Source organism: Actinoplanes sp. NPDC049548 (assembly GCF_040676695.1).
In the GTDB taxonomy this organism is placed as follows: Bacteria; Actinomycetota; Actinomycetes; order Mycobacteriales; family Micromonosporaceae; genus Actinoplanes.
This window is the reverse complement of the sequence record NZ_JBFAPM010000024.1, coordinates 15340-35155: the sequence shown is the minus strand read 5'-3', so window position 1 is coordinate 35155 and position 19816 is coordinate 15340. Positions and strand designations below refer to the sequence as shown.

General features: G+C 72.2%; 18 protein-coding genes. 13 read left to right on the top strand and 5 right to left on the bottom strand.

All coding sequences use genetic code 11. The features are described 5' to 3' along the window. The first annotated feature begins 323 nt into the window (after positions 1-323). The 6 genes from AB0J80_RS33215 (at position 324) to AB0J80_RS33190 (ending at position 8534) form a co-directional block, all read left to right on the top strand. The gene (locus tag AB0J80_RS33215) at positions 324-2087 is read left to right on the top strand and encodes a translation initiation factor III (protein WP_364713061.1); all 1764 of its coding nucleotides are present in this window, start codon (positions 324-326) and stop codon (positions 2085-2087) included. Further along, a complete protein-coding gene (locus AB0J80_RS33210; RefSeq protein ID WP_364713058.1) occupies positions 2084-3556 on the top strand; it encodes an NADH-ubiquinone oxidoreductase-F iron-sulfur binding region domain-containing protein in 1473 nt (490 codons plus the stop codon). The genes AB0J80_RS33215 and AB0J80_RS33210 overlap by 4 nt, the downstream gene beginning before the upstream one ends. Beyond that, complete coding sequence (locus AB0J80_RS33205) at positions 3553-4050, top strand: redoxin domain-containing protein (RefSeq protein WP_364713056.1); 498 nt, start codon at positions 3553-3555, stop codon at positions 4048-4050. Before AB0J80_RS33210 ends, AB0J80_RS33205 begins: the two co-directional genes overlap by 4 nt. Before the next feature lie 3 nt (positions 4051-4053). Continuing rightward, entirely contained in the window at positions 4054-4905 is an 852-nt protein-coding gene (locus tag AB0J80_RS33200; RefSeq protein WP_364713053.1) for a cytochrome c biogenesis protein CcdA, read from the top strand. 2 nt (positions 4906-4907) lie between these two features. Then, on the top strand, positions 4908-6650 hold the full coding sequence (locus tag AB0J80_RS33195; RefSeq protein ID WP_364713052.1) for a serine/threonine-protein kinase: 1743 nt from the start codon (positions 4908-4910) through the stop codon (positions 6648-6650). 156 nt (positions 6651-6806) lie between these two features. After that, positions 6807-8534 carry a serine/threonine-protein kinase gene (locus tag AB0J80_RS33190; RefSeq protein ID WP_364713050.1) on the top strand — a complete coding sequence of 576 codons (1728 nt, stop codon included), beginning with the start codon at positions 6807-6809 and terminating at the stop codon, positions 8532-8534. On the opposite strand, the gene AB0J80_RS33185 is transcribed toward AB0J80_RS33190, so the two are convergent. Together AB0J80_RS33185 and AB0J80_RS33180 are read right to left on the bottom strand one after the other, a co-directional pair. Beyond that, on the bottom strand, positions 8531-9046 hold the full coding sequence (locus tag AB0J80_RS33185) for an STAS domain-containing protein (RefSeq protein WP_364713047.1): 516 nt from the start codon (positions 9044-9046) through the stop codon (positions 8531-8533). The two genes, AB0J80_RS33190 and AB0J80_RS33185, sit on opposite strands and share 4 nt — an antisense overlap. Beyond that, positions 9043-9831, bottom strand: coding sequence for an ATP-binding protein (locus AB0J80_RS33180; RefSeq protein ID WP_364713044.1), 789 nt, complete (start codon positions 9829-9831; stop codon positions 9043-9045). The genes AB0J80_RS33185 and AB0J80_RS33180 overlap by 4 nt, the downstream gene beginning before the upstream one ends. A 164-nt stretch (positions 9832-9995) precedes the next feature. On the opposite strand from AB0J80_RS33180, the gene AB0J80_RS33175 reads away from it, so the two are divergent. Then, positions 9996-11072 carry a trypsin-like peptidase domain-containing protein gene (locus tag AB0J80_RS33175; RefSeq protein ID WP_364713041.1) on the top strand — a complete coding sequence of 359 codons (1077 nt, stop codon included), beginning with the start codon at positions 9996-9998 and terminating at the stop codon, positions 11070-11072. 9 nt (positions 11073-11081) lie between these two features. Continuing rightward, entirely contained in the window at positions 11082-12470 is a 1389-nt protein-coding gene (locus AB0J80_RS33170; protein ID WP_364713039.1) for a glutamate decarboxylase, read from the top strand. Positions 12471-12627: 157 nt separating this feature from the next. Here AB0J80_RS33170 and AB0J80_RS33165 read toward each other — a convergent pair whose 3' ends face one another. Next, complete coding sequence (locus tag AB0J80_RS33165; RefSeq protein WP_364713036.1) at positions 12628-15135, bottom strand: Tex family protein; 2508 nt, start codon at positions 15133-15135, stop codon at positions 12628-12630. 64 nt (positions 15136-15199) lie between these two features. Beyond that, positions 15200-16162: a helix-turn-helix transcriptional regulator gene (locus AB0J80_RS33160; RefSeq protein WP_364713252.1), complete on the bottom strand. Its 963-nt coding sequence runs from the start codon at positions 16160-16162 to the stop codon at positions 15200-15202. A gap of 201 nt (positions 16163-16363) precedes the next feature. Here AB0J80_RS33160 and AB0J80_RS33155 point away from each other — a divergent pair, with 201 nt between their 5' ends. From AB0J80_RS33155 to AB0J80_RS33140, 4 genes are all read left to right on the top strand, one after another. Then, a complete protein-coding gene (locus tag AB0J80_RS33155; RefSeq protein ID WP_364713033.1) occupies positions 16364-17077 on the top strand; it encodes a protein phosphatase 2C domain-containing protein in 714 nt (237 codons plus the stop codon). A 20-nt stretch (positions 17078-17097) separates the two neighbouring features. Next, a complete protein-coding gene (locus tag AB0J80_RS33150; RefSeq protein ID WP_364713030.1) occupies positions 17098-17616 on the top strand; it encodes a GNAT family protein in 519 nt (172 codons plus the stop codon). Positions 17617-17777: 161 nt separating this feature from the next. Then, positions 17778-18194 carry a VOC family protein gene (locus AB0J80_RS33145; protein WP_364713028.1) on the top strand — a complete coding sequence of 139 codons (417 nt, stop codon included), beginning with the start codon at positions 17778-17780 and terminating at the stop codon, positions 18192-18194. A 3-nt stretch (positions 18195-18197) separates the two neighbouring features. Continuing rightward, positions 18198-18545 (top strand): MmcQ/YjbR family DNA-binding protein, encoded by a 348-nt coding sequence (locus AB0J80_RS33140; RefSeq protein WP_364713026.1) that lies wholly within the window; start codon positions 18198-18200, stop codon positions 18543-18545. Between the two features lie 169 nt (positions 18546-18714). Here the strand turns inward: AB0J80_RS33140 and AB0J80_RS33135 are convergent, their stop codons facing one another. Then, entirely contained in the window at positions 18715-19053 is a 339-nt protein-coding gene (locus AB0J80_RS33135; RefSeq protein ID WP_364713023.1) for a gamma-glutamylcyclotransferase family protein, read from the bottom strand. Between the two features lie 114 nt (positions 19054-19167). On the opposite strand from AB0J80_RS33135, the gene AB0J80_RS33130 reads away from it, so the two are divergent. After that, positions 19168-19782, top strand: a complete 615-nt coding sequence (locus AB0J80_RS33130) for a GrpB family protein (RefSeq protein ID WP_364713020.1) — start codon at positions 19168-19170, stop codon at positions 19780-19782. Positions 19783-19816: the final 34 nt, after the last annotated feature.

The following is a 19816-nucleotide window of genomic DNA, read 5'->3' as shown; positions in this document are numbered from 1 at the left end:
CCTTAGCCGGGGGTTTCGAACCGGTGTCTTCCCTGGTCAGCGATGGTCCGCAGGAGTGGGGTAGCAGAGTCGCGCAAACTTTCCGGCGAAGAAGTGCCCGAACGTTCATCCGAACCGGCCCCGCACACGTAGATGGGGGAGGGCACGGACCGGGGACGACGCACGGTAAGGAAAGGAAGGTCACCGGACGGCCCGACAGTAACGAGCGCGGGGCATCCCCCACGGATGCCGGCGTCTGCGAACGCCCACGACGGACGCCACACCGCTGCGGAGAACGAGGAGCTATGGCCCGGACGAAGACGAAAGAACGATCCGCCAGTCGCGTGGACGTCGAGATGGGTTCCACGGGTGGCCCGACCCCACCTTCCAAGCTCACCGTCGCCTTGTTCGGCACGTCCATCCTCGCGGCGATCTGGGCCCTGATGATGCTCATCCCCGCGGGACGCGTCGCGTACGTCTACATCTTCTTCTACCTCGAGTTCTACATGGGCGTGCTGACGCTCGTGTCGCTCTCGATCACGATCATGATCGGCCTGGTCTCCACCGACCGGCTGGTCCTGTCGATCCGCCAGCGCCTGCTGCTGCAGTCCGCGCACCGGACCACCGGTGTCATGGCCGTCTCCGCCCTCGGCATCCACCTGTGGACCAAGTTCGCCGAGAGCCACATCCGGCTGATCGACATCGTGATCCCGTTCCTGTACCCGGGCGCCAACAAGGTCTTCGTCGGGTTCGGGACGCTCTCGGCCTGGATCATGGTGATGGTGATGTGGACCGGCATCGCCCGGGCCCGCTTCATCGGCCGCGGCAAGCCCTGGATGTGGCGCGCCGTGCACAGCATCTCCTATCTGATGTGGCCGATCGCCCTGCTGCACGGCCTGAACGCCGGTCGCTCCGCCGCCGTCTGGGTCATCGTCAGCTACGTCATCTGCGTGCTGGCCGTGCTGATCGGGCTCGCGGTGCGCATCGCGGTCAGCCTGAACCGCCGCAAGGACTTCGCCTCGCAGACCGGCACCGCGGGCGGCACCGGCGGCATGAAGCCGGTCGGCAAGCTGGCTCCGACGGCGCCGATCACCAAGGGACGCGGCGGCCGCAAGCGCCGGGACGACGCCCTCGTCTCCGACCGGGGCAACGCCGTCGAGGCGTGGGTTCCCGCCGCCCCGGCCCGGCCCGCGGCGCCCGTCGCCGCCGCCCCGGCCCCCAAGCCGGTCAGCGCGGCCCCGGCGCCGGTGAGCGCCGCCCCGGCCGCCGAGCGCGAGGAGCGCCGCCCACGCCGCTACGTGGACGAGGACGAGCGCGCCCGGCGCCACCGCGACTTCGACGACGCACCCACCCAGCGCTGGCAGTTCGAGGAAGAGGACGACATGCCGGCGCCGCGCTCACGGCGTTACGAGGACGACGCCCCGGCGCCCCGCCAGCGCCGCGCCGCCGTGGCCGAGCGGTTCGACGAGCCCACCCGCGCCATGCGCCGCTACGCCGACGAGGACGAGGTTCCCGCACCGCGGGGTCGCCGCCGCGCGGACGACGCGTACGAGGAGGCGCCGCGGCCCCGCTCCCGCCGCTACGCCGACACGGACCTCGACGACGAGCCGGCACCGCGCTCCCGCGGCCGCCGCTACGCCGAGGACGAGGACCTGCCGGCCCCGCGCTCCCGGCGCGCCCCCGACGACGACATGCCGCGCCGCCGCTACGCCGACGACGACCGGTACGACGAGACCCCGCCCCGCCGCCGCGCCGCCCGGTACGCCGACGACGAGCCGCCACGCCCGTCCCGGTCGTCCCGCTACGCCGAGGACGGCGAGGATGCGCCCCGGGCCCGGCGCGACCGGGGCGCCGACATCGATCGCGCCGACTCGGGACGGCACAGCCGCAGTGAGTTCGTGGACCTGGCCGACGATCCCAACTACCTGGAACCCGACGAGACGCCGACGCTCGTCGACATGGCGCAGCGCCGCGCCCGCAGGGCAGCACAGCAGGAACCCGTGCGCACGGGGTCGGGCCGGGGGGCCCGTACGCGATCCCGTGGCCGCACGGCTGAGGAGGCGGCTGACGACCGGTACTGGGCGCAGCTGCGAGGGGAAGCTCAGTGAGTAACGCCAAGGTTCCGCCCGTGACGTCGATCGGGACGCCGCGGATCACCGCGGGTTTCGACGAGTACGGGCGGCTCGACCTGCTGGCGCACCAGGAGGTGCACGGCGGGTTCGCGGCCCTGTCCAGCGGCGAGCTGATCGGGCTCGCCGACCGGATCGAGCTGCGCGGGCGCGGCGGGGCCGGGTTCCCGTTCGCCCGCAAGCTGCGCGCGGTGCTCGACTCGTGCCGCCGCCAGGACCTGCCGCCGATCATCGTGGTCAACGCCACCGAGGGCGAGCCGCCGTCCTGGAAGGACAAGGCGGTCCTGACCCGCGGCCCGCACCTCATCCTCGACGGTGCCGCGCTGGCCGCGGCCGCCCTCGACGCCGAGGAGATCGTCATCGGGGTCGCCGACGACGGCATCGGCATGGAGTCGCTGGCCGCGGCCCTGGCCGAGCGCCGGATGCCGGTGCCGACCCGGATCGTCACCGTGCCGCACCGCTTCATCTCCGGTGAGGGCGGCGCGCTGGTCCGCGGCATCAACGGCGAGGCGCACATCCCGCCCGGCCGCAAGGTGCGCTCCAGCGACAACGGCGTGGCCGGCCTGCCCACTCTGCTGTCCAACGCCGAGACGTACTCGCAGCTCGCCATCGCGGCCCGGCTGGGCCCGTGGGAGTACAACTCCGTCGGCATCCCCGAGGAGCCCGGCACCGTCATGCTGACCGTCGGCGGCTCGTCGACCGCGCCCGCCGTGGTGGAGGCGCCGACCGGTACCCCGCTCATGGAGGTGCTGGAGATGTGCGGCGCCGACATCGGCCCGGGCCTGCTGGTCGGCGGTTACCACGGCAAGTGGATCACCGCGGAGGCGGCCAAGACGGTCACCATCTCCCGCAAGGGCTTCGCCAAGGTCGGCGGCACGCTCGGCGCCGGCATGCTCATCCCGATCGGCTCGCAGACCTGCCCGCTCGGCGAGGTCGCCCAGGTCGTGCAGTACCTCGCCGGTGAGTCCGCCGGGCAGTGCGGGCCGTGCCGGCTGGGCCTGCCCGACCTGGCCCGCGCCGTGACGCTGGTGGCGCTGGGCGGCAGCGCCCTGGAGAACGTGCGGCAGGCGGCCGGCGTGGTCAAGGGCCGCGGCGCCTGCAGCCACCCCGACGGCACCTCCCGGTTCGCCCTGTCCGCCCTCGAGGTCTTCGCCCGCGACGTGGAGCTGCACGCCAACGGCGAGGGCTGCGGCAAGCAGGTGCGCGGCATCCTCCCGCTGCCGTACCACCAGCAGCAGGGCGCGCGGAAGCTGGCGCTGGACTGGTCGCGCTGCGACGGGCACGGCCTCTGCTCGGCGGTCGCCCCGGAGATCATCCGGCTGGACGCGAACGGCTTCCCCGCGTTCCCGCAGACCCCGCTGCCGCCGTGGCTGGAGAACGGCGCCCGCAAGGCCGTGAACGTGTGCCCGGCGCTGGCCCTGCGACTGACGGAGGCGGGCAAGAAGTGAGGCTCAAGGTCCTGCTCGCGACGGTCGCCGCGGCCGCCCTCCTGGCCGGGTGCGGCGTCGCTGCGCCCGCGACGCCGCCGGCCGCCGCGGCTCCCGCGGCGCTGACCTTCACGGGCAAGACCTTGGACGGTACGCAGTTCGACGCGTCGACGCTCGCCGGCAAGCCCACGATCCTGTGGTTCTGGGCGCCCTGGTGCGCGACCTGCGCCAGCGAGGCCATGTCGATCTCCGACCTGCAGAAGGAGTACGCCGGCCGGCTCAACATCCTCGGGATCGCCGGGATGGGCGGCAACAAGGAGATGCACGAGTTCGTCTCCGACCTCGAGGTGGGCGCCGTGCCGCACCTCGACGACGAGCCCGGGACGATCTGGCGCAAGTTCGGCATCACCGAGCAGAGCACGTACGTCATCCTCGACCGGACCGGCCGGGTCGTCGTCCAGAGCTACCTCGACGACCTGCAGCTGACGTCGAAGGTCAAGGCGCTGGTGGCCTGAGGCGTGGAAGCGCCGCTGCTGCTCGCGCTCACCGCCGGGATGCTCGGTGCGGTGAACCCGTGCGGCTTCGCGCTGCTGCCGGCGTACCTGTCGGTCCTGGTGGCGGGTGACCGCAGCGGACCGGGAGTCGCGGCAGTCGGCCGGGCGCTGCGCTGCACGGCCGCGCTGACCCTCGGGTACGTCACGGTCTTCGCCGGCTTCGGCCTGCTGCTCACGCCGCTCGCGGGATGGCTGCAGCCCCGGCTGCCGTGGCTGACCGTCGTCTTCGGTGCCGGGCTCGCGCTGCTCGGCGGCTGGCTGCTCGCGGGCCGGTCGCTGCCGGCGCCGGGGCGGGCCCTGCGGGCACCGCGGCTGACCGGCACGGCGGCGTCGATGGTGCTCTTCGGGATGGCGTACGCGGTGGCGTCGCTCGGCTGTGCCATCGGGCCCTTCCTGGCGCTGGTCGCGTCGAGCCTGCGTGCCGGGTCGATCGGCGAGGGTATGGCCCTGTTCGTCAGCTATGCGGCCGGGATGGGGCTGGTCATCGGCGTGACGGCGGTGGCGATCGCCCTGGTGCGGGTCTCCGCGGTCGCCCGGTTGCGCCGGGCCGCGGCGTACGTGCCCCGGGCCGGCGGGGCGGTGCTCCTGATCGCGGGCGCCTACGTGGCCTACTACGGCTGGTACGAGATCCGTCTCACCAGGGATCGGCGGATTTCCGGGCAAGATCCCGTCGTGAGTCTTGCCAGCGCTGCCCAGCACGAGTTGAGTGGGCTGGTCGGGAAGCTGGGTGCGGGCCGGCTCACGGTGCTGCTGGCCGTTCTCGTGCTGGCAGCGCTCCTGGTGGCCCGTCGCCGCCGTACCTCAGTGGGGAGTTGATCGTGGACACCGCGTACCGCGTGAGTCCACTGCGCCGGGGTGACCCCGAGTGGCTCGGCGACTACCGGCTGACCGGCCGGCTCGGTTCCGGCGGCATGGGCGTGGTCTACCTGGCCGAGGACCCCGACGGCGGGTACGTGGCGATCAAGCTGATCCACGCGTCGCTGGCCGACGACCCGGAGTTCCGCGACCGCTTCCGCAGCGAGGTGGAGCGGGCACGGCAGGTGCCGTCGTTCTGCACGGCCGAGGTGCTCGACGCCGACCTCGACCACCACCCGCCCTACCTGGTGGTGGAGTTCGTCGACGGGCCGAGCCTCGGCGACGTGGTCGAAGAACGCGGGCCGCTGCGCGCCGCCAGCCTGCACTCGCTGGCGGTGGGCGTGGCCACGGCGCTGGTCGGCATCCACGGCGCGGGCGTGATCCACCGCGACCTCAAGCCGGACAACGTGCTGCTCGCGCCGGGCAGCCCGAAGGTGATCGACTTCGGCATCGCGCGGGCGTTCGAGGCGACGAGCCAGCACACCCGCACGGACCAGATGGTCGGCACGGTGGCCTACATGGCGCCCGAACGGTTCTCGTCGCAGCCGGGCACCCCGTTGACCGCGGCGGCGGACGTGTTCGCCTGGGGCTGCGTGGTCGCGTACGCGGGCACGGGCCGGACGCCGTTCCACGGTGACTCGCCCCCGGCCACTGCGGCGCGGATCCTGACGCAGCCGCCGTACCTGGAAGGGTTGCCCCAGCCCCTGCGCGATGTGGTGGAGCTGGCGCTGGCCAAGGACCCGCAGGAGCGGCCCACGGCGCGGGAGCTGCTCGACATGCTCCTCGGAGACCGGCCCGCGCCACGCCCGGCCGTCGCCCGGCAGCGCACCACGGTCATCACGGAGTCGCTGCTCAGCGAGGTGACCGCCGACCCGCGCTACGACGACTACGAACCGCCGCGGGAGCGCAGCCGCCGCGGGCACCCGCTGCTCGCCGCGCTGGCCGTCCTGCTCGTCATCGCCGGCCTGACCACCGTCGGTCTCGTGGTGCACGCCAACGCCCGCAACCGCACCCCGGCGGCCGGGACCCCCTCGGCGGACGGCGGCTCGGCGGCCGGAGCCCCCGAACCCTCGCGCGAGGAGACCTCGGCGCCCGACGAGCCGGAGCCGACGCCGACCGGCGGCGGTACGCCCGTGCCCGTCGAGCCGTCCGGCGGGGAACCGATCCTCCAGGACCCGCTGAACCAGCCGGGGCTGTGGCTCGACAGCGAGATCCGCGAGGAGCAGGCCCGTTGCTTCATCCGCGGCGTGATGCGTCCCGAACGCGTCGACCGGGGCACCTACCAGTGCGCCGGCCCGACCGAGGACATCGAGGACGACTTCGGCGTCCAGGTCACCACGACCCTGCAGACCGCGGGAAGCTGCGCCGCCATCTGGTTCCACTGGAGCGACGACAAGGGCGGGCAGGTGCTGCGCGTCTGCCAGGACGAGATCTCGGTCGCCGCCGACATGCCCGACGACCGGCGCGTCTACGACGACGTGCGGCTCGACCAGCGGATCCCGCTGAAGAAGACGACCCGGGTCCACCTCGTCGTGCGCGAGGGCGTCGCCCAGGTCTTCCTCGGCGGTGACTTCGTGAGCGAGATCTCCCTGCCGGAAGGCGGCCCCGACGCCGGCGAGGTGCGGCTGGGGCTCATCGCGGAGGCGGAGGACACCGACCCGCCGTACGCCGCGACGTTCAGCGACGTCGACATCCGGTCGCTGTGACGATCTCGAGTGTCGGTTAGGCGGCAACCGGGCCACGGGTCTTCGCAGGCAGTGACACAGCCCGATAGGGTTCCTCCCTGTCGGGGGTGATGTCCCGCGCCCACGTGGCGCGGGGAGGGCGGCGATCGCGCCGTCCGGTGGCGTAGGAGCAGCGGCATGGCGGAGGAGCGGACGAGCCCGCTGCGCTCGCGCGACCCGCGCCGGCTGGGGCCGTACGAGCTGCTCGGCCGGCTGGGCGAGGGCGGCATGGGCACCGTCTACCTGGCGCGCGCGGAGTCGGGGACACTCGTCGCCGTCAAGATGATCCGCGCCGACCTGGCACCCGACGACGCCTTCCGCCGCCGCTTCCGCAGCGAGGTCAACCGGGTACGCCAGGTACCGCCGTTCTGCACGGCCGAGGTCCTCGACGCCGACCCCGACCACGAACAGCCGTACCTGGTCGTCGAGTACGTCGACGGTCCCAGCCTCGCCCAGGTGGTGGAGGAGCGCGGCCCGCTGACCGCCGCCAACCTGCACGGCGTCGCGATCGGGGTGGCGACCGCGCTCACGGCCATCCACGGCGCCGGCATCATCCACCGCGACCTCAAACCCCGCAACGTGCTGCTCGCGCCCGGCAGCCCCAAGGTGATCGACTTCGGCATCGCCCGCCCGCTGGAGGCCACCGACGGGCACACCAACACGCACGAGATGGTGGGCACGGTCGCGTACATGGCGCCCGAGCGCTTCGGCGAGGACACGACGCTGCTCACGCCGGCCGCCGACGTGTTCGCGTGGGGCGGCGTGGTGGCGTACGCGGGCACCGGCCGTACCCCGTTCGGCGCCGACTCGCCCCCCGCCACCGCCGCCCGGATCCTGACCCGCCCGCCGGACCTGTCCGGCCTGAGCGGGCCGCTGCGCGACCTGGTCGCGCACGCCCTGGACAAGGACCCCGCCAACCGCCCGACCGCCCGCGAGCTGCTCGACCTGCTCGTGGCGGGCCCGCAGCAGCCGGCCCCGGCCGCGGCGGCGCTCGCCCACCAGCCGGGGCTGCGGGTGGCGGCGGAGGAGGCGCAGGCGGCCACCGGCTACCACAGTGCCCGCCAGCTCACCGCGCTCGCGACGCCCGCGGACCTCGTCGGCTACGCCGAGGACTCGATCGTCACGCAGCCCGTACCGGTCTCCCCGGCCGGCCCGGCGACCCCGTTCACCCACGACCCGCACCCCCGGCGCCCCTGGGTGCTGCCCATGGCGGTCATCCTGCTGGCGGTCGCCCTGCTCGCCGCGGGCGGCCTCGCAGCCGTGTTCTGGCCCAGGGCCCGCGACGCCGACGTGGTCGACCAGGAGCCGCCGCCGCTGCTCGCCGACTCGCTGCGGCAGCCGCGGCTGTGGAAGGCGTCCGACGACCCCGACGAGCGGGCCAGCTGCTTCTTCCGGGACGGCCTCGTCGTGCGCCGCGCGACCACGGGTGTCTTCCGCTGCCGCGGCCCGGCCGACGCCGAGCCGTCCGACCTGCAGGTCCGCGTGGGCATCCAGCTCCTCACCGCGGACAGCTGCGCCGCCGTCTGGATGCGTTTCCGCAGCAACAAGGGCTATCAGGTACGCGTGTGCGAGCGCAACGTGTACGTCGGCACGCACAAGTCCACCGACATCGAGGTCATCAAGACCTTTCCGCTCGACGACTCCCCGATCGATGTGTCGGCGCCCCCGACGACGATCACGCTGACCATGCACGGCGAGAACCTCGAGATCCTCCGCGACGGCGAGCTCGTCGGCACGGTCATGGTGAACGACAAGGACATCACGGGCGGCCGGGTGTCCCTGGGCATCTACACGGAGCAGTACGCGCCGACGGTCGGACCGTACGAGGTGGCGTTCACCGACATCAAGCTCTGGCCGGTCGCCTAGCGCCGGTCCTCCCGGCGGTCCAGGTCGCGTTCCCGGGCGTCGGCGAGATCTTCGCGGACGTCCTCCCAGCGCTGGTGCTCAGCGGTCCGCTGCTGACGTTCCCGCAGGAGCCGGTCCCGTTCGTCCGCCCACGCGTCCCCATGGGGTGCGATGCGCCTGCCGAGATCGCGTACGGGGGCCGCCTGCGCACTGAGCAGATGCGCGGCTTCGGTCTCCTGGAGCAGCCAGACGATGTGCGGCTGAGGATCCCGCAGCTGCAGCACCACCCCGCGTCCCGCACCGGCCTCGTACGCGTCCACGAGCACCCGAACGCCGGCGACGTCGACGAACCCCACCTGGGCCATCGACACCCAGACGCTGCGTACCCCGGTGTCCATCGCCCCGACCAGCACATCGGCCAGCGGTGGACCACTGACCCGGTCCAGCTCCCCGGTGAGAGTGATGGTCAGCTGGTCGGCATCGCCCCGCACCGCCACGTGCAGCCGGGCTCCGCCGTCGCCGAAGTACGTCATGACACCCGCCTCAGCCGGGTGGCGAGGGTCGCCCACACCACCTTGCCGACCGCGCACGGCAACGCACCCCAGGCGGTAGCCGTGGCAGCGACGATCCGCAGACCCATGCCCCCCGCCCGCACGTTCCCCGGACGTGCATCCAGCAGCGGCGGAAGAGCCGGGCTGCGGTCCTGGACGGCCAGATGCACCATCGCCCCGCGCATCGACACCCACACGTCGAGATTGGTGCCGGCATGCTCGACGGCGTTCCCGACCAGCTCCGACACGATGAGCCGCGCAGGATAGTCCAGATGCGGCAGAGCGAAGGCGACACAGGTGTCGGCAGCCATCGTTCGAGCCAGCGCAGCCACGCCGTGCTGCGCCGGCAACGACACGTGATGCGTCACTGCCGCCCGGTCGTCCGCCCGCGCCACCGCGGCAAGGCCGGCTGCCATGCTGGGCACCTGCTCCACCCCACCCGTCGCCAGGCGACGCCGCAGGCCGCCCGCCGCCGCACAGACGATCACACTGATCGGCGGATCACTCTCCGCGGCATAGCGCGCCGCTATCCGCCAGGTCGCCGCCGACTCACCGGCGGGATCATCGAGCCGCGCCGCATCGACGAGCAGCACCCGGGGAGTCTCGGCGACACACGCCCGCAGCACCCACGACACCTCGTCCCGGAGTCTGTGCCCCCAACCGCCGTGCACCATCACCTGAGTCACGGCCTGCGTGGGCTCGTGCACGCAGGTGACCCGCGGGTTGCTCGACACGACGTAACCGTTGACCACGGGCATCCCGGCCATGCGGCCACTCTTCCCCTCGGTGCCGCCCAAGGCCATAGCCGCCGGCCAAGTACCCCCTTTCGCGTTGCTCCCTCGTGGTAGCCGACTTCGGTTGCGCGAACCGGTGCACACTTCCTTCGCCGAGGGTGATGTCAGAGCTGCCTCCGGCGGTATGTGCTGCACGGATGACGGAGAGGCAACCCCGGAGCGGCGGGGGCTGGCTGACCTGGCTCGGGATGGCGCTCGCGGCCGTCCTGGGCGCGGTGATCGGCGGCGTCATCGTGGCCGCGAACACGTCGGACGCGGGCAGCACACCGGCCGCCGCCGACCAGCAGGTCGCCACCGCCTGCGAGGTGACCAAGGTGGCAGAGACGGCCCTGCCGTCGGTGGTGACGATCAGCGTGACCAACGGCGAGGCCGGCGGCACCGGATCGGGTGAGGTCGTCCGCGAGGAGGGCTACATCCTTACGAACAACCACGTGGTCTCCCTGGCCGCCGACGGTGGCCAGGTCTCGGTGCTGTTCAACGACGGCAGGACCGTGCCGGCCACCATCACCGGCCGCGATCCCAAGGCGGACCTGGCGGTCATCAAGGTCGACAACCAGCCGTCCTTGCCGGTCATCCCGTTCGGCAGGTCGGCGGACGTCCACGTCGGTCAGCCGGTCGTCGCCATCGGTGCGCCCCTCGGGCTGTCCGGCACCGTCACCTCGGGCATCGTCAGCGCGCTGGACCGGACCATCCAGGTGCCCGGCGACGGCGGCGAGACGGCGCTTCTGGTCTCCGCGCTGCAGACCGACGCCGCCATCAACCCCGGCAACAGCGGGGGCGCACTGGTCGACTGCGACGCTCAGCTCGTCGGCGTGCCGTCGGCCGGCGCGTCCATCCCGAGCTCCGGCCCGGGCGGCGGGGGCAGCGAGGGCGACATCGGGCTCGGCTTCGCCATCCCGGTCGACCTTGCGAAGTCCATCTCGGACGAGATCATCGCCACCGGGACGGTGACGCACGCGTACTTCGGCGTCAGCGTGGTCACGGTGCCGAGCGGCGGTGTCTACATCAGATCGGTCGTACCCGACGGCCCCGCGGCCCGGGCGGGTCTGCGGGCCGGCGACATCATCACCGCCATCGACGGTACGCCGGTGACCGGCACCACCGACCTTGCCGCCGTCACCTTGACCAAGAACCCGGGCGACACCGTCACCGTCACCTACACGCGCGGCGGCAAGCAGGCCGGCACGACGGTGACGCTCGGCACCGAACGGTGAGGAGAGGACATGCTGAAGCATCCGAGCACCATGCCGTCCGGGCGCGACGAGATGGCACCGGATCCGCGGTTCGGCACCGGCAACCTGGTCATCCCGCGATACGAGCTGCCGCCGGACGAGCTCCCGCCGGACGTCGCCTACCAGATCATCCACGACGAGCTGATGCTCGACGGCAACGCCCGCCTCAACGCGGCCACCTTCGTCACCACCTGGATGGAGCCGCAGGCGGACCGGCTGATGGCCGAGTGCGCCGACAAGAACATGATCGACAAAGACGAGTACCCGCAGACCGCCGATCTGGAGATGCGCTGCGTCAGCATCCTCAGCCGGCTGTGGCACGCCCCCGAGGCGGCGCAGGCGACCGGCTGCTCGACCACCGGCTCCAGCGAGGCCGCCATGCTGGCCGGGCTCGCGCTCAAACGCCGCTGGCAGCAGCGCCGCCGTGCCGCGGGTGCACCGGCGGACCGGCCGAACCTGGTGATGGGCATCAACGTCCAGGTGTGCTGGGAGAAGTTCGCCGCCTACTGGGACGTGGAGATGCGGCTGGTCCCGATGGAGGGCGACCGGCTGACCCTCTCCGCCGAGGAGGCCGTCCGGCGCTGCGACGAGAACACCATCGGAGTGGTGGCGATCCTCGGCTCCACATACGACGGCTCGTACGAGCCGGTCGCGGACATCTGTCAGGCGCTCGACGACCTCCAGGAGCGAACGGGAACCGACGTGCCGGTGCACGTCGACGGCGCCTCCGGTGCGTTCGTGGCACCCTTCCTCGACCCCGGCCTGCTCTGGGACTTCCGGTTGCCGCGGGTCGCGTCGATCAACGCCTCCGGCCACAAGTACGGCCTGGTCTACCCCGGCGTCGGCTGGGTGGTGTGGCGTACCGCCGAGGCCCTGCCCCCGGAGCTGATCTTCTGGGTCAACTACCTCGGTGACACCATGCCGACGTTCGCCCTGAACTTCTCCCGGCCGGGCGCGCAGGTGGTCGCCCAGTACTACAACTTCCTCCGGCTGGGCTACGCCGGATACCGCCGCGTCCACTCGTACGCCCGGGACGTCGCCACCCGGCTGGCCGGCCGGATCGCCGAGCTCGGCCCGTTCGAGCTGCTCACCCACGGCGACCAACTGCCGGTCTTCGCCTTCAAGGTGCGAGACGACATCGGCAACTTCACGGTCTTCGACGTCTCCGGGGCGCTGCGCGAACGCGGCTGGCAGGTGCCGGCCTACCAGTTCCCCGAGAACCGGCAGGACCTCTCGGCGCTGCGGATCGTCGTCCGGAGAGGCTTCACCCACGACCTGGCCGACATGCTGGTCGACGACCTCAAGCGGCAGCTCCCGAGGCTGGAGAAGCAGCACTCCCCGCAGCACGACGGCGCGACCGCCTCGAGCTTCCACCACTGACAGGGCTCGGTGCCACCCCGACCTCGACGGCGTGGCTGGCGTCGAGGGTCAGCGAAGGGGACGTCAACCTTCGATGTGAGGGCACGGCTGGTGACATTCGGCCGTCTCCGGGCCGCACCGTCCCCGGGCCGGCGTGGCCCGGGGACGTGCGTCTGCGTCAGTCCTTCGTCAGGCCGGCCCGCCGCAGCGCATCGGCCATCGCGCCGCCGTTGAAGCTCGTTCCGGCCGGCTGCTGGCCGCCGCGCCGCTGTTGCCCGCCGCCCTGCCGCGGGTGGCCCTGACCGGCACCGCCGCCGCCCTGGCGCTGCTGCCCGCCGTCACGGCCGCCGCGTTGCCCGCCGCCACTTTGCCCGCCGTCACGACTGACGCGCTGCCCGCCGTCGCGGCCGCCGCGTTGCGCGCCGTCACGGCTGCCGCGCTGCCCGCCGTCCCGCGCGCCGCCGTCGCGGGCTGGGCGGTCGCCGCCTCCCGGACCGCGGCGGTCGCCGCCCTGGCGGGGTTCGTCCGTCAGCCGCATCGTCAGCGAGATGCGCTTGCGGGCCTCGTCCACGTCGACCACGCGTACCTTGACCACGTCGCCGGACTTGACCACCTCGCGCGGGTCCTTCACGAAGGTGTTCGACAGCGCCGACACGTGGACGAGGCCGTCCTGGTGCACGCCGACGTCCACGAACGCCCCGAACGCGGCGACGTTCGTGACCACGCCTTCCAGGACCATGCCCGGCTTGAGGTCGGCGATCTTCTCGACGCCCTCGGCGAAGGTGGCCGTGGTGAAGGCGGGCCGGGGGTCGCGGCCCGGCTTCTCGAGCTCGCGCAGGATGTCGGTGATCGTGGGGAGGCCGACCGTGTCGGTGACGAACTGCTCGGGCTTCAGCGCGCGCAGGATCGGGCTGTTGCCCATGGCGGTGCGCAGGTCGGTGCCCGCCGCGGCGAGGATCGTACGGACCACCGGGTAGGACTCCGGGTGCACGCTGGAGGCGTCGAGGGGGTCGTCGCCGTCGGGGATGCGCAGGAAGCCCGCGCACTGCTCGAACGCCTTGGGGCCGAGCCGGGCCACCTTCTTGATGTCGGAGCGGCTGCGGAACGGGCCGTTGGCGTCGCGGTGCAGCACGATGTTCTCCGCGAGACCCGCGCCGATGCCGGAGACCCGGGTCAGCAGGGGAGCCGACGCCGTGTTGACGTCGACGCCGACCGCGTTCACACAGTCCTCGACGACGGCATCGAGGGAGCGGGACAGTTTCACCTCGGACAGGTCGTGCTGGTACTGCCCGACGCCGATCGAGCGGGGGTCGATCTTCACCAGCTCGGCCAGCGGGTCCTGCAGCCGCCGGGCGATGGAGACCGCGCCGCGCAGCGAGACGTCGAGGCCGGGCAGCTCCTGCGACGCGTACGCCGAAGCCGAATACACGGAGGCGCCCGCCTCGGAGACCATCACCTTGGTGAGCTTCAGCTCGGGGTGCCGCTTGATGAGGTCGGCCGCCAGCTTGTCGGTCTCGCGCGACGCCGTGCCGTTGCCGATCGCCACCAGGTCGACGTTGTGCTGCCTGGCCAGCTCGGCGAGGGTGTGGATCGACGCGTCCCACTTGTTCTGCGGCACGTGCGGGTAGATGGTCGACGTGGCCACGCACTTGCCCGTGGAGTCGACGACGGCCACCTTCACACCCGTACGGAATCCGGGGTCGAGGCCCATGGTCGTGCGCGTGCCGGCGGGCGCGGCAAGGAGCAGGTCGCGCAGGTTGGCCGCGAAGACCCGCACGGCCTCGTCCTCGGCCGCCTGCCACAGCCGGACCCGCAGGTCGGCGCCGAGGTGGATGAGGATGCGGGTGCGCCAGGCCCAGCGGACCGTGTCGGCGAGCCAGCGGTCGCCGGGGCGACCCTGGTCGGTGATGCCGAACCGGCCGGCGATCGCGGCCTCGAACGACGGCGCGTCCGCCTCGTCGGCGGTCGGCTCCATCGTGAGGTCGAGGACCTCCTCCTTCTCGCCGCGGAACATGGCGAGGATGCGGTGCGAGGGAAGCTTCGTGTACGGCTCGGCGAAGTCGAAGTAGTCCGCGAACTTCGCGCCCTCGGTCTCCTTGCCCTCGCGCACCTTGGCGACCAACCGGCCGCGGGTCCACATGCGCTCGCGGAGCTCACCGATGAGGTCGGCGTCCTCGGCGAAGCGTTCGATGAGGATGGCCCGGGCGCCGTCCAGCGCGGCCTGCGCGTCGGCGACGCCCTTGTCGGCGTCGACGAAGGCGGCGGCCTCTTCGCGAGGGTCGCGGGCGGGGTCGCCGAGCAGCAGGTCGGCGAGCGGCTCCAGGCCGGCCTCGCGGGCGATCTGCGCGCGGGTGCGGCGCTTCGGCTTGTAGGGCAGGTAGATGTCCTCGAGCCGCGCTTTGGACTCGGCGGCCATGATCTGCGCCTCGAGCGCGTCGTCGAGCTTGCCCTGCGAGCGGATCGACTCGAGCACCGCGGTGCGCCGCTCCTCGAGCTCGCGCAGGTAGCCGAGCCGTTCCTCCAGCACCCGCAGCTGCTGGTCGTCGAGGGTGCCGGTGACCTCCTTGCGGTACCGGGCGATGAACGGCACGGTGGCACCGCCGTCGAGCAGCTCGACGGCCGCCGAGACCTGGCCCTCACGGACCCCGAGCTCCTGGGCGATGCGCTGATGGATGGCTGTCGTCACGCGGACGATTGTGACCGAGGGGTACGACACTTGTCGCGGCACCCCGCGCACGACGAGCTGATCATCACCCGGTCCGGGTGCGCGTGTCGGCGGGCAGGGCGCGCTGAACCGCCCACAACGCGGCCTCGGTCCGCGACACGGCACCGGTCTTGCGGAGCAGGTTGGAGACGTGCACGGTCACCGTGCGCACCGAGATGCCGAGCGCGGCCGCGATCTGCTTGTTGGACATCCCCTCGGCCAGGCAGCCCAGCACCTCCCGCTCCCTGGCGGTCAGCTCCACCGGCTGCCGGAGGTGCTCGGCGAGAGCGTCCGGGCCGCCGGCGACGGCCAGCAGCTCGGTGATCCGGTACGGGTTTCCGCCGGTACGCCGCCACACCGCGTCGGCGAGCTCGCGGGACCCGTACACGTGATCGAGGATCTGGCCCACCTGCGCGGCGCTGAGGGCACCCAGATGGCGGCGGACGGCCCCGGGCGCGCCGGCGAGGCGTTCCAGCGCACGGACGGTGAGGGCGGGGTTGACAGCCGCATCGGGCGGGCGGGACGTCACCAGGAGCAGGGCGGGAAGATCCGCACCGGCCAGCTCCGCGATGAGGCTGAGGCTCGCCGGGTCGAGCGCGTGCAGGTCCTCCACGACCAGCACCGCCGGGCGCCTGCCGACCAGCGTGCGGACCGTGGTGACCGCCAGGCGCAAGAGCGCGTCGGGCGTGTACCGCTCCCGGGGGACATCCGGGTCCTGGGCCAGCCACGCCAGCGCATCGGGCGGAACAGGAAGACCCGGGTGCGGTCCGGTGGCGGCGAGCACGGCGGCCAGCCAGTCGTACGGTGCGGGGGAGTGCAGCCGCGCGGAGCCCGAGAGCACGACCTCAGGGGCCGCGACCTGCACCGCAGCCGCGGCGAGCGTGCTCTTGCCCGTTCCGGGCAGCCCGGTGACGACGGCGGGGACGCACCGGCCGCCGCCGCGCACCTGCTCCCAGGCGTGCCGCAGTTCGTCGAGTGCGGCCGCCCGGCCCACCATCGGTACCGGCATCACCACTCAACACTACGTACTACGTACTACAGACATGCTCTTCGGCCTTTGGCAGTCTTGTGGCATGAGCGACTGCACCCAACCGCGCTCAGCGGTACCCGACGACGGCCGTGACGGCTCGGTCAGGAGCGACTGCACCGAACCGCGTTCAGCGGTGGCCGACGACGGCCGTGACGGTTCCATGCCACGGCAGGCCCGGTCATGAGCTTGGTACTGCGTGCGGTCGCCGCCTCCGACCAGGGGCTGGTCCGGTCGAACAACGAGGACGCGGTCTTCGTCGGCGAGCGGCTGCTGGTCGTGGCGGACGGCATGGGCGGCCTGCCCGCCGGGGAGCTCGCCAGCGACATTCTGGTGAAGGCGGTTGCTGTCGTCGATGACCTCCCGGAATCGGACGAGCCTCTGCAGGACCTGATCGCCGCGCTCGCGACGGCCAACGAGCGGATCGAGGCCGCCGTCGCCGACGACGACGCCCGCGACGGCATGGGCACGACGGTGACCACCCTGCTGCTCGCCGGTGACCGGGTTGCGGCGCTCAACGTCGGTGACTCCCGCTGCTACCTCATGCGTGACGGCGTGCTCACCCAGATCACCCGCGACGACACGTACGTGCAGGCCCTCGTCGACCAGGGCGTACTGACCCCGGACGACGCCCGCCGGCACCCGCAGCGCGCGCTGGTCACCCAGGCGGTCCAGGGCGGCCCGTTCCGGCCGGCGGGCCGGATGGTTCCGGTACGCGCGGGCGACCGGTTCCTGCTCTGCAGCGACGGGCTCAGCGACTACGTCGAGGACGAGGTGATCGCCACGACGCTGCGGGCGTACCCGGACCGGCAGGTGTGCGCCGCCGAGCTGATCGCCAGGACCTTGGAGGCCGGCGCTCCCGACAACGTCACCGTGATCGTCGCGGACCTCGAGTAATGCTCACCACGCAGCGGCTGGTGCTGAGGCGATTCCGGCTCGAGGACGCGGCGGCGCTGGCGGCCTACCGGTCGGATCCGGCGGTCGCCCGCTACCAGTCGTGGACCTCGCCGTACTCCCTGGACAAGGCCCGCTATGCGGTCCAGACGATGGTCGCCGCGGACCCGGGACAGCCCGGCTGGTTCCAGTACGCGGTGGAGCTCGCCGACGAGGAGACGCTGATGGGTGACGTCGGGGTGAACCTGGCGGACAACCTGCGGCAGGCGGAGATCGGGTACACGCTGGCGCCGCGCTGGCAGGGCCAGGGGTACGCGACCGAGGCGGTGCGTGCAGTGGTCGATCACCTCTTCCGGGTGCGGGGGTTGCACAAGGTTTCGGCCGAGTGCGATGCGCGGAACTCGGCTTCGGCGCGGCTGCTGGAGCGCGTGGGGTTCGCCCGGGAGGGCTGCCTGCGGCAGCACACGTGGATCAAGAACGAGTGGACGGACGACCTGCTTTATGGGCTGCTGTCGGACGAGTGGCCGACCGGGTCGCGGTAGTCACGTCACCGACCTTACGGGCGCCGGCCCGCCGTCCCGCCCTTGTCCACAGGCCCACTTTTTATCCACAACCCCGGAACGGACAAGGGCCCCGAAGGCCGCCGCAGGGCTATCGTGCGGAGATACAAAAGCCCAGGTAGATCACGGCAAAGGAGCCGGTCATGCCCGTTCGCCTCAACCCGTACATCTCGTTCCCGGACGGCAACGCCCGCGCGGCGATGGAGTTCTACCACTCGATCTTCGGCGGTGACCTGCGGGTCAACACCTTCGGTGAGTTCGGCGCGCCAGAGCCTGGCCTGGCCGACAAGGTCATGCACGCCATGCTCGAGACGCCGGCCGGGCTGACGCTGATGGCCTCCGACACACCTCCGGGAATGGAGATCGTGGAGGGCTCGAACATCTCGGTCAGCCTCAGCGGCGAGGACGCCGACGAGCTGCACGCCTACTGGGAGAAGCTGTCCGCAGGCGGCACCGTGAGCGTGCCGCTGGAGAAGCAGATGTGGGGCGACGAGTTCGGCAGCTGCCGCGACCAGTTCGGCATCTACTGGATGGTCAACATCACCGCCCCGCAGGCCTGACCCGTGCTGGAGGAGGTCCGCCGGATCTGCCTCGCGCTGCCGGAGGTGACGGAACGGCTCAGCCACGGCTCACCCACCTGGTTCGTGCGCGGCAGACGAACCTTCGTCTCGTTGATGGCCGACGGCCACCACGACGCCGACTTCCCCCAGCTGTGGTGCGCGGCGCCCCCGGGCGCGCAGGAAGAGTTGATCGCCGCCGCCGGCGACCGCTTCTTCCGCCCGCCGTACGTGGGGCATCGCGGCTGGCTGGGCGTGCGCCTGGACGGCGAGGTGGACTGGGACGAGATCGCGGAGCTGTGCGAGGACGCCTTCAACACCGTGGCGCCGAAGACCCTGCGGACCTCCCGCTAGACGGCCGACGCTGTCGCCCGGCCGTTCGCGCTCCGGCAGGCGGTTATTTGTGCCCGTGGGCGTGCGGGGGCGTGCGGGGGCGTGCGCCTTGGGCGGAGAGATGCGCGTCGGCCTGCGCCAGGTGTGTGCTGACGTGCGCCCGGCGTCCCTCGGCGCGAGCCTGCGCGGATCAGGCGGGGGAGTCGACGTACACCCAGGCTTGCGCGCCGGAGGTGAGCGGCGCGAGCACGCGGTGGTAGTCGTCCACCTCGTAGGTGTCGGCGGCGGCGAGCTCATCGTCGCTCACCTCGAAGGCGGTGCCCGGCACCCGGTCGCCGGTGTTGCCGGTGGCGGTGACGATCGGGTGGTGGGTCTGGCCGCTGACGGCGATCACGTCGGGGTCGGTGATCTCGAGGAGGGTCAAGCTGTATCCGACGAGGGCGTCGGGGTGGCCGGTGAGCTCGCGCCCGAAGGTGGCTTTCTGGACTGCGGGATCCTGCAGCGTGCCGTACGAGAAGAGCAGAGGCATACCGATGATCATCTCATTCGGTGCCACGAGGCGAGGCGAGGGGAGTCGATGCGTTGCCTCCGCGCGGCGCTGATGTCGTATCCTGGCCGACTTTGCTTCTTTTAGGAGGTCAGAGTGACGGAGTATCCACCGGAAGTCCTGCAGCGCTTCCACGGCACTGCTGAACACCATGCGGCGGGCCTGGTCGGCGCGCCGCCCGCGAGGTGGCAGTCGGTCGTCATCGAGGATTACGACCCGCGGTGGGCGGGCCGGTTCGCCGCCACGCGTGAGCTGATCAGCACGGCTCTCGGGGCGCTGGTCGTCGGCATCGAGCATGTCGGTTCGACGTCCGTGCCGGGTCTGGCGGCGAAGCCCATCGTGGACATCGATCTGCTGCTCGAGGACACCGCGGACGAGTCCGTCTACCTTCCCGCTCTCCACCGGGTCGGGTACCGGCTCGTTCTACGTGAGCCGTGGTGGTACGGGCATCGGATGCTGGTCGACGCGGCCGAAGGCGTCCACCTGCACGTCTGGCCGCGGGATGCACCCGAACCGGTGCGGCACCGGCTCTTTCGTGACTGGTTGCGTTCGCACCCGGAGGACCGGGAGCTGTACGCCTCGACCAAGCGGAACCTGGCGCTCGACACCGCCGACCGGCCCGGCGACTACAGCCTGGCCAAGAACGACGTCATCGACCGGATCTTCGCTCGGATCTTCGCGGCGGCTGGTGGTCAAGGCGTGGCGGGGTAGGAGCGGGGTCTCGGCGGCCGGTGGTCAGGCGTGG

Coding starts and splice junctions, on each gene's coding strand:
- AB0J80_RS33155 (WP_364713033.1), top strand. CDS start 16,364: ATGAGCTTGGTACTGCGTGCGGTCGCCGCCTCCGACCAGGGGCTGGTC.
- AB0J80_RS33170 (WP_364713039.1), top strand. CDS start 11,082: ATGCTGAAGCATCCGAGCACCATGCCGTCCGGGCGCGACGAGATGGCA.
- AB0J80_RS33175 (WP_364713041.1), top strand. CDS start 9,996: ATGACGGAGAGGCAACCCCGGAGCGGCGGGGGCTGGCTGACCTGGCTC.
- AB0J80_RS33190 (WP_364713050.1), top strand. CDS start 6,807: ATGGCGGAGGAGCGGACGAGCCCGCTGCGCTCGCGCGACCCGCGCCGG.
- AB0J80_RS33145 (WP_364713028.1), top strand. CDS start 17,778: ATGCCCGTTCGCCTCAACCCGTACATCTCGTTCCCGGACGGCAACGCC.
- AB0J80_RS33160 (WP_364713252.1), bottom strand. CDS start 16,162: ATGCCGGTACCGATGGTGGGCCGGGCGGCCGCACTCGACGAACTGCGG.
- AB0J80_RS33180 (WP_364713044.1), bottom strand. CDS start 9,831: ATGGCCGGGATGCCCGTGGTCAACGGTTACGTCGTGTCGAGCAACCCG.
- AB0J80_RS33135 (WP_364713023.1), bottom strand. CDS start 19,053: ATGCCTCTGCTCTTCTCGTACGGCACGCTGCAGGATCCCGCAGTCCAG.
- AB0J80_RS33185 (WP_364713047.1), bottom strand. CDS start 9,046: ATGACGTACTTCGGCGACGGCGGAGCCCGGCTGCACGTGGCGGTGCGG.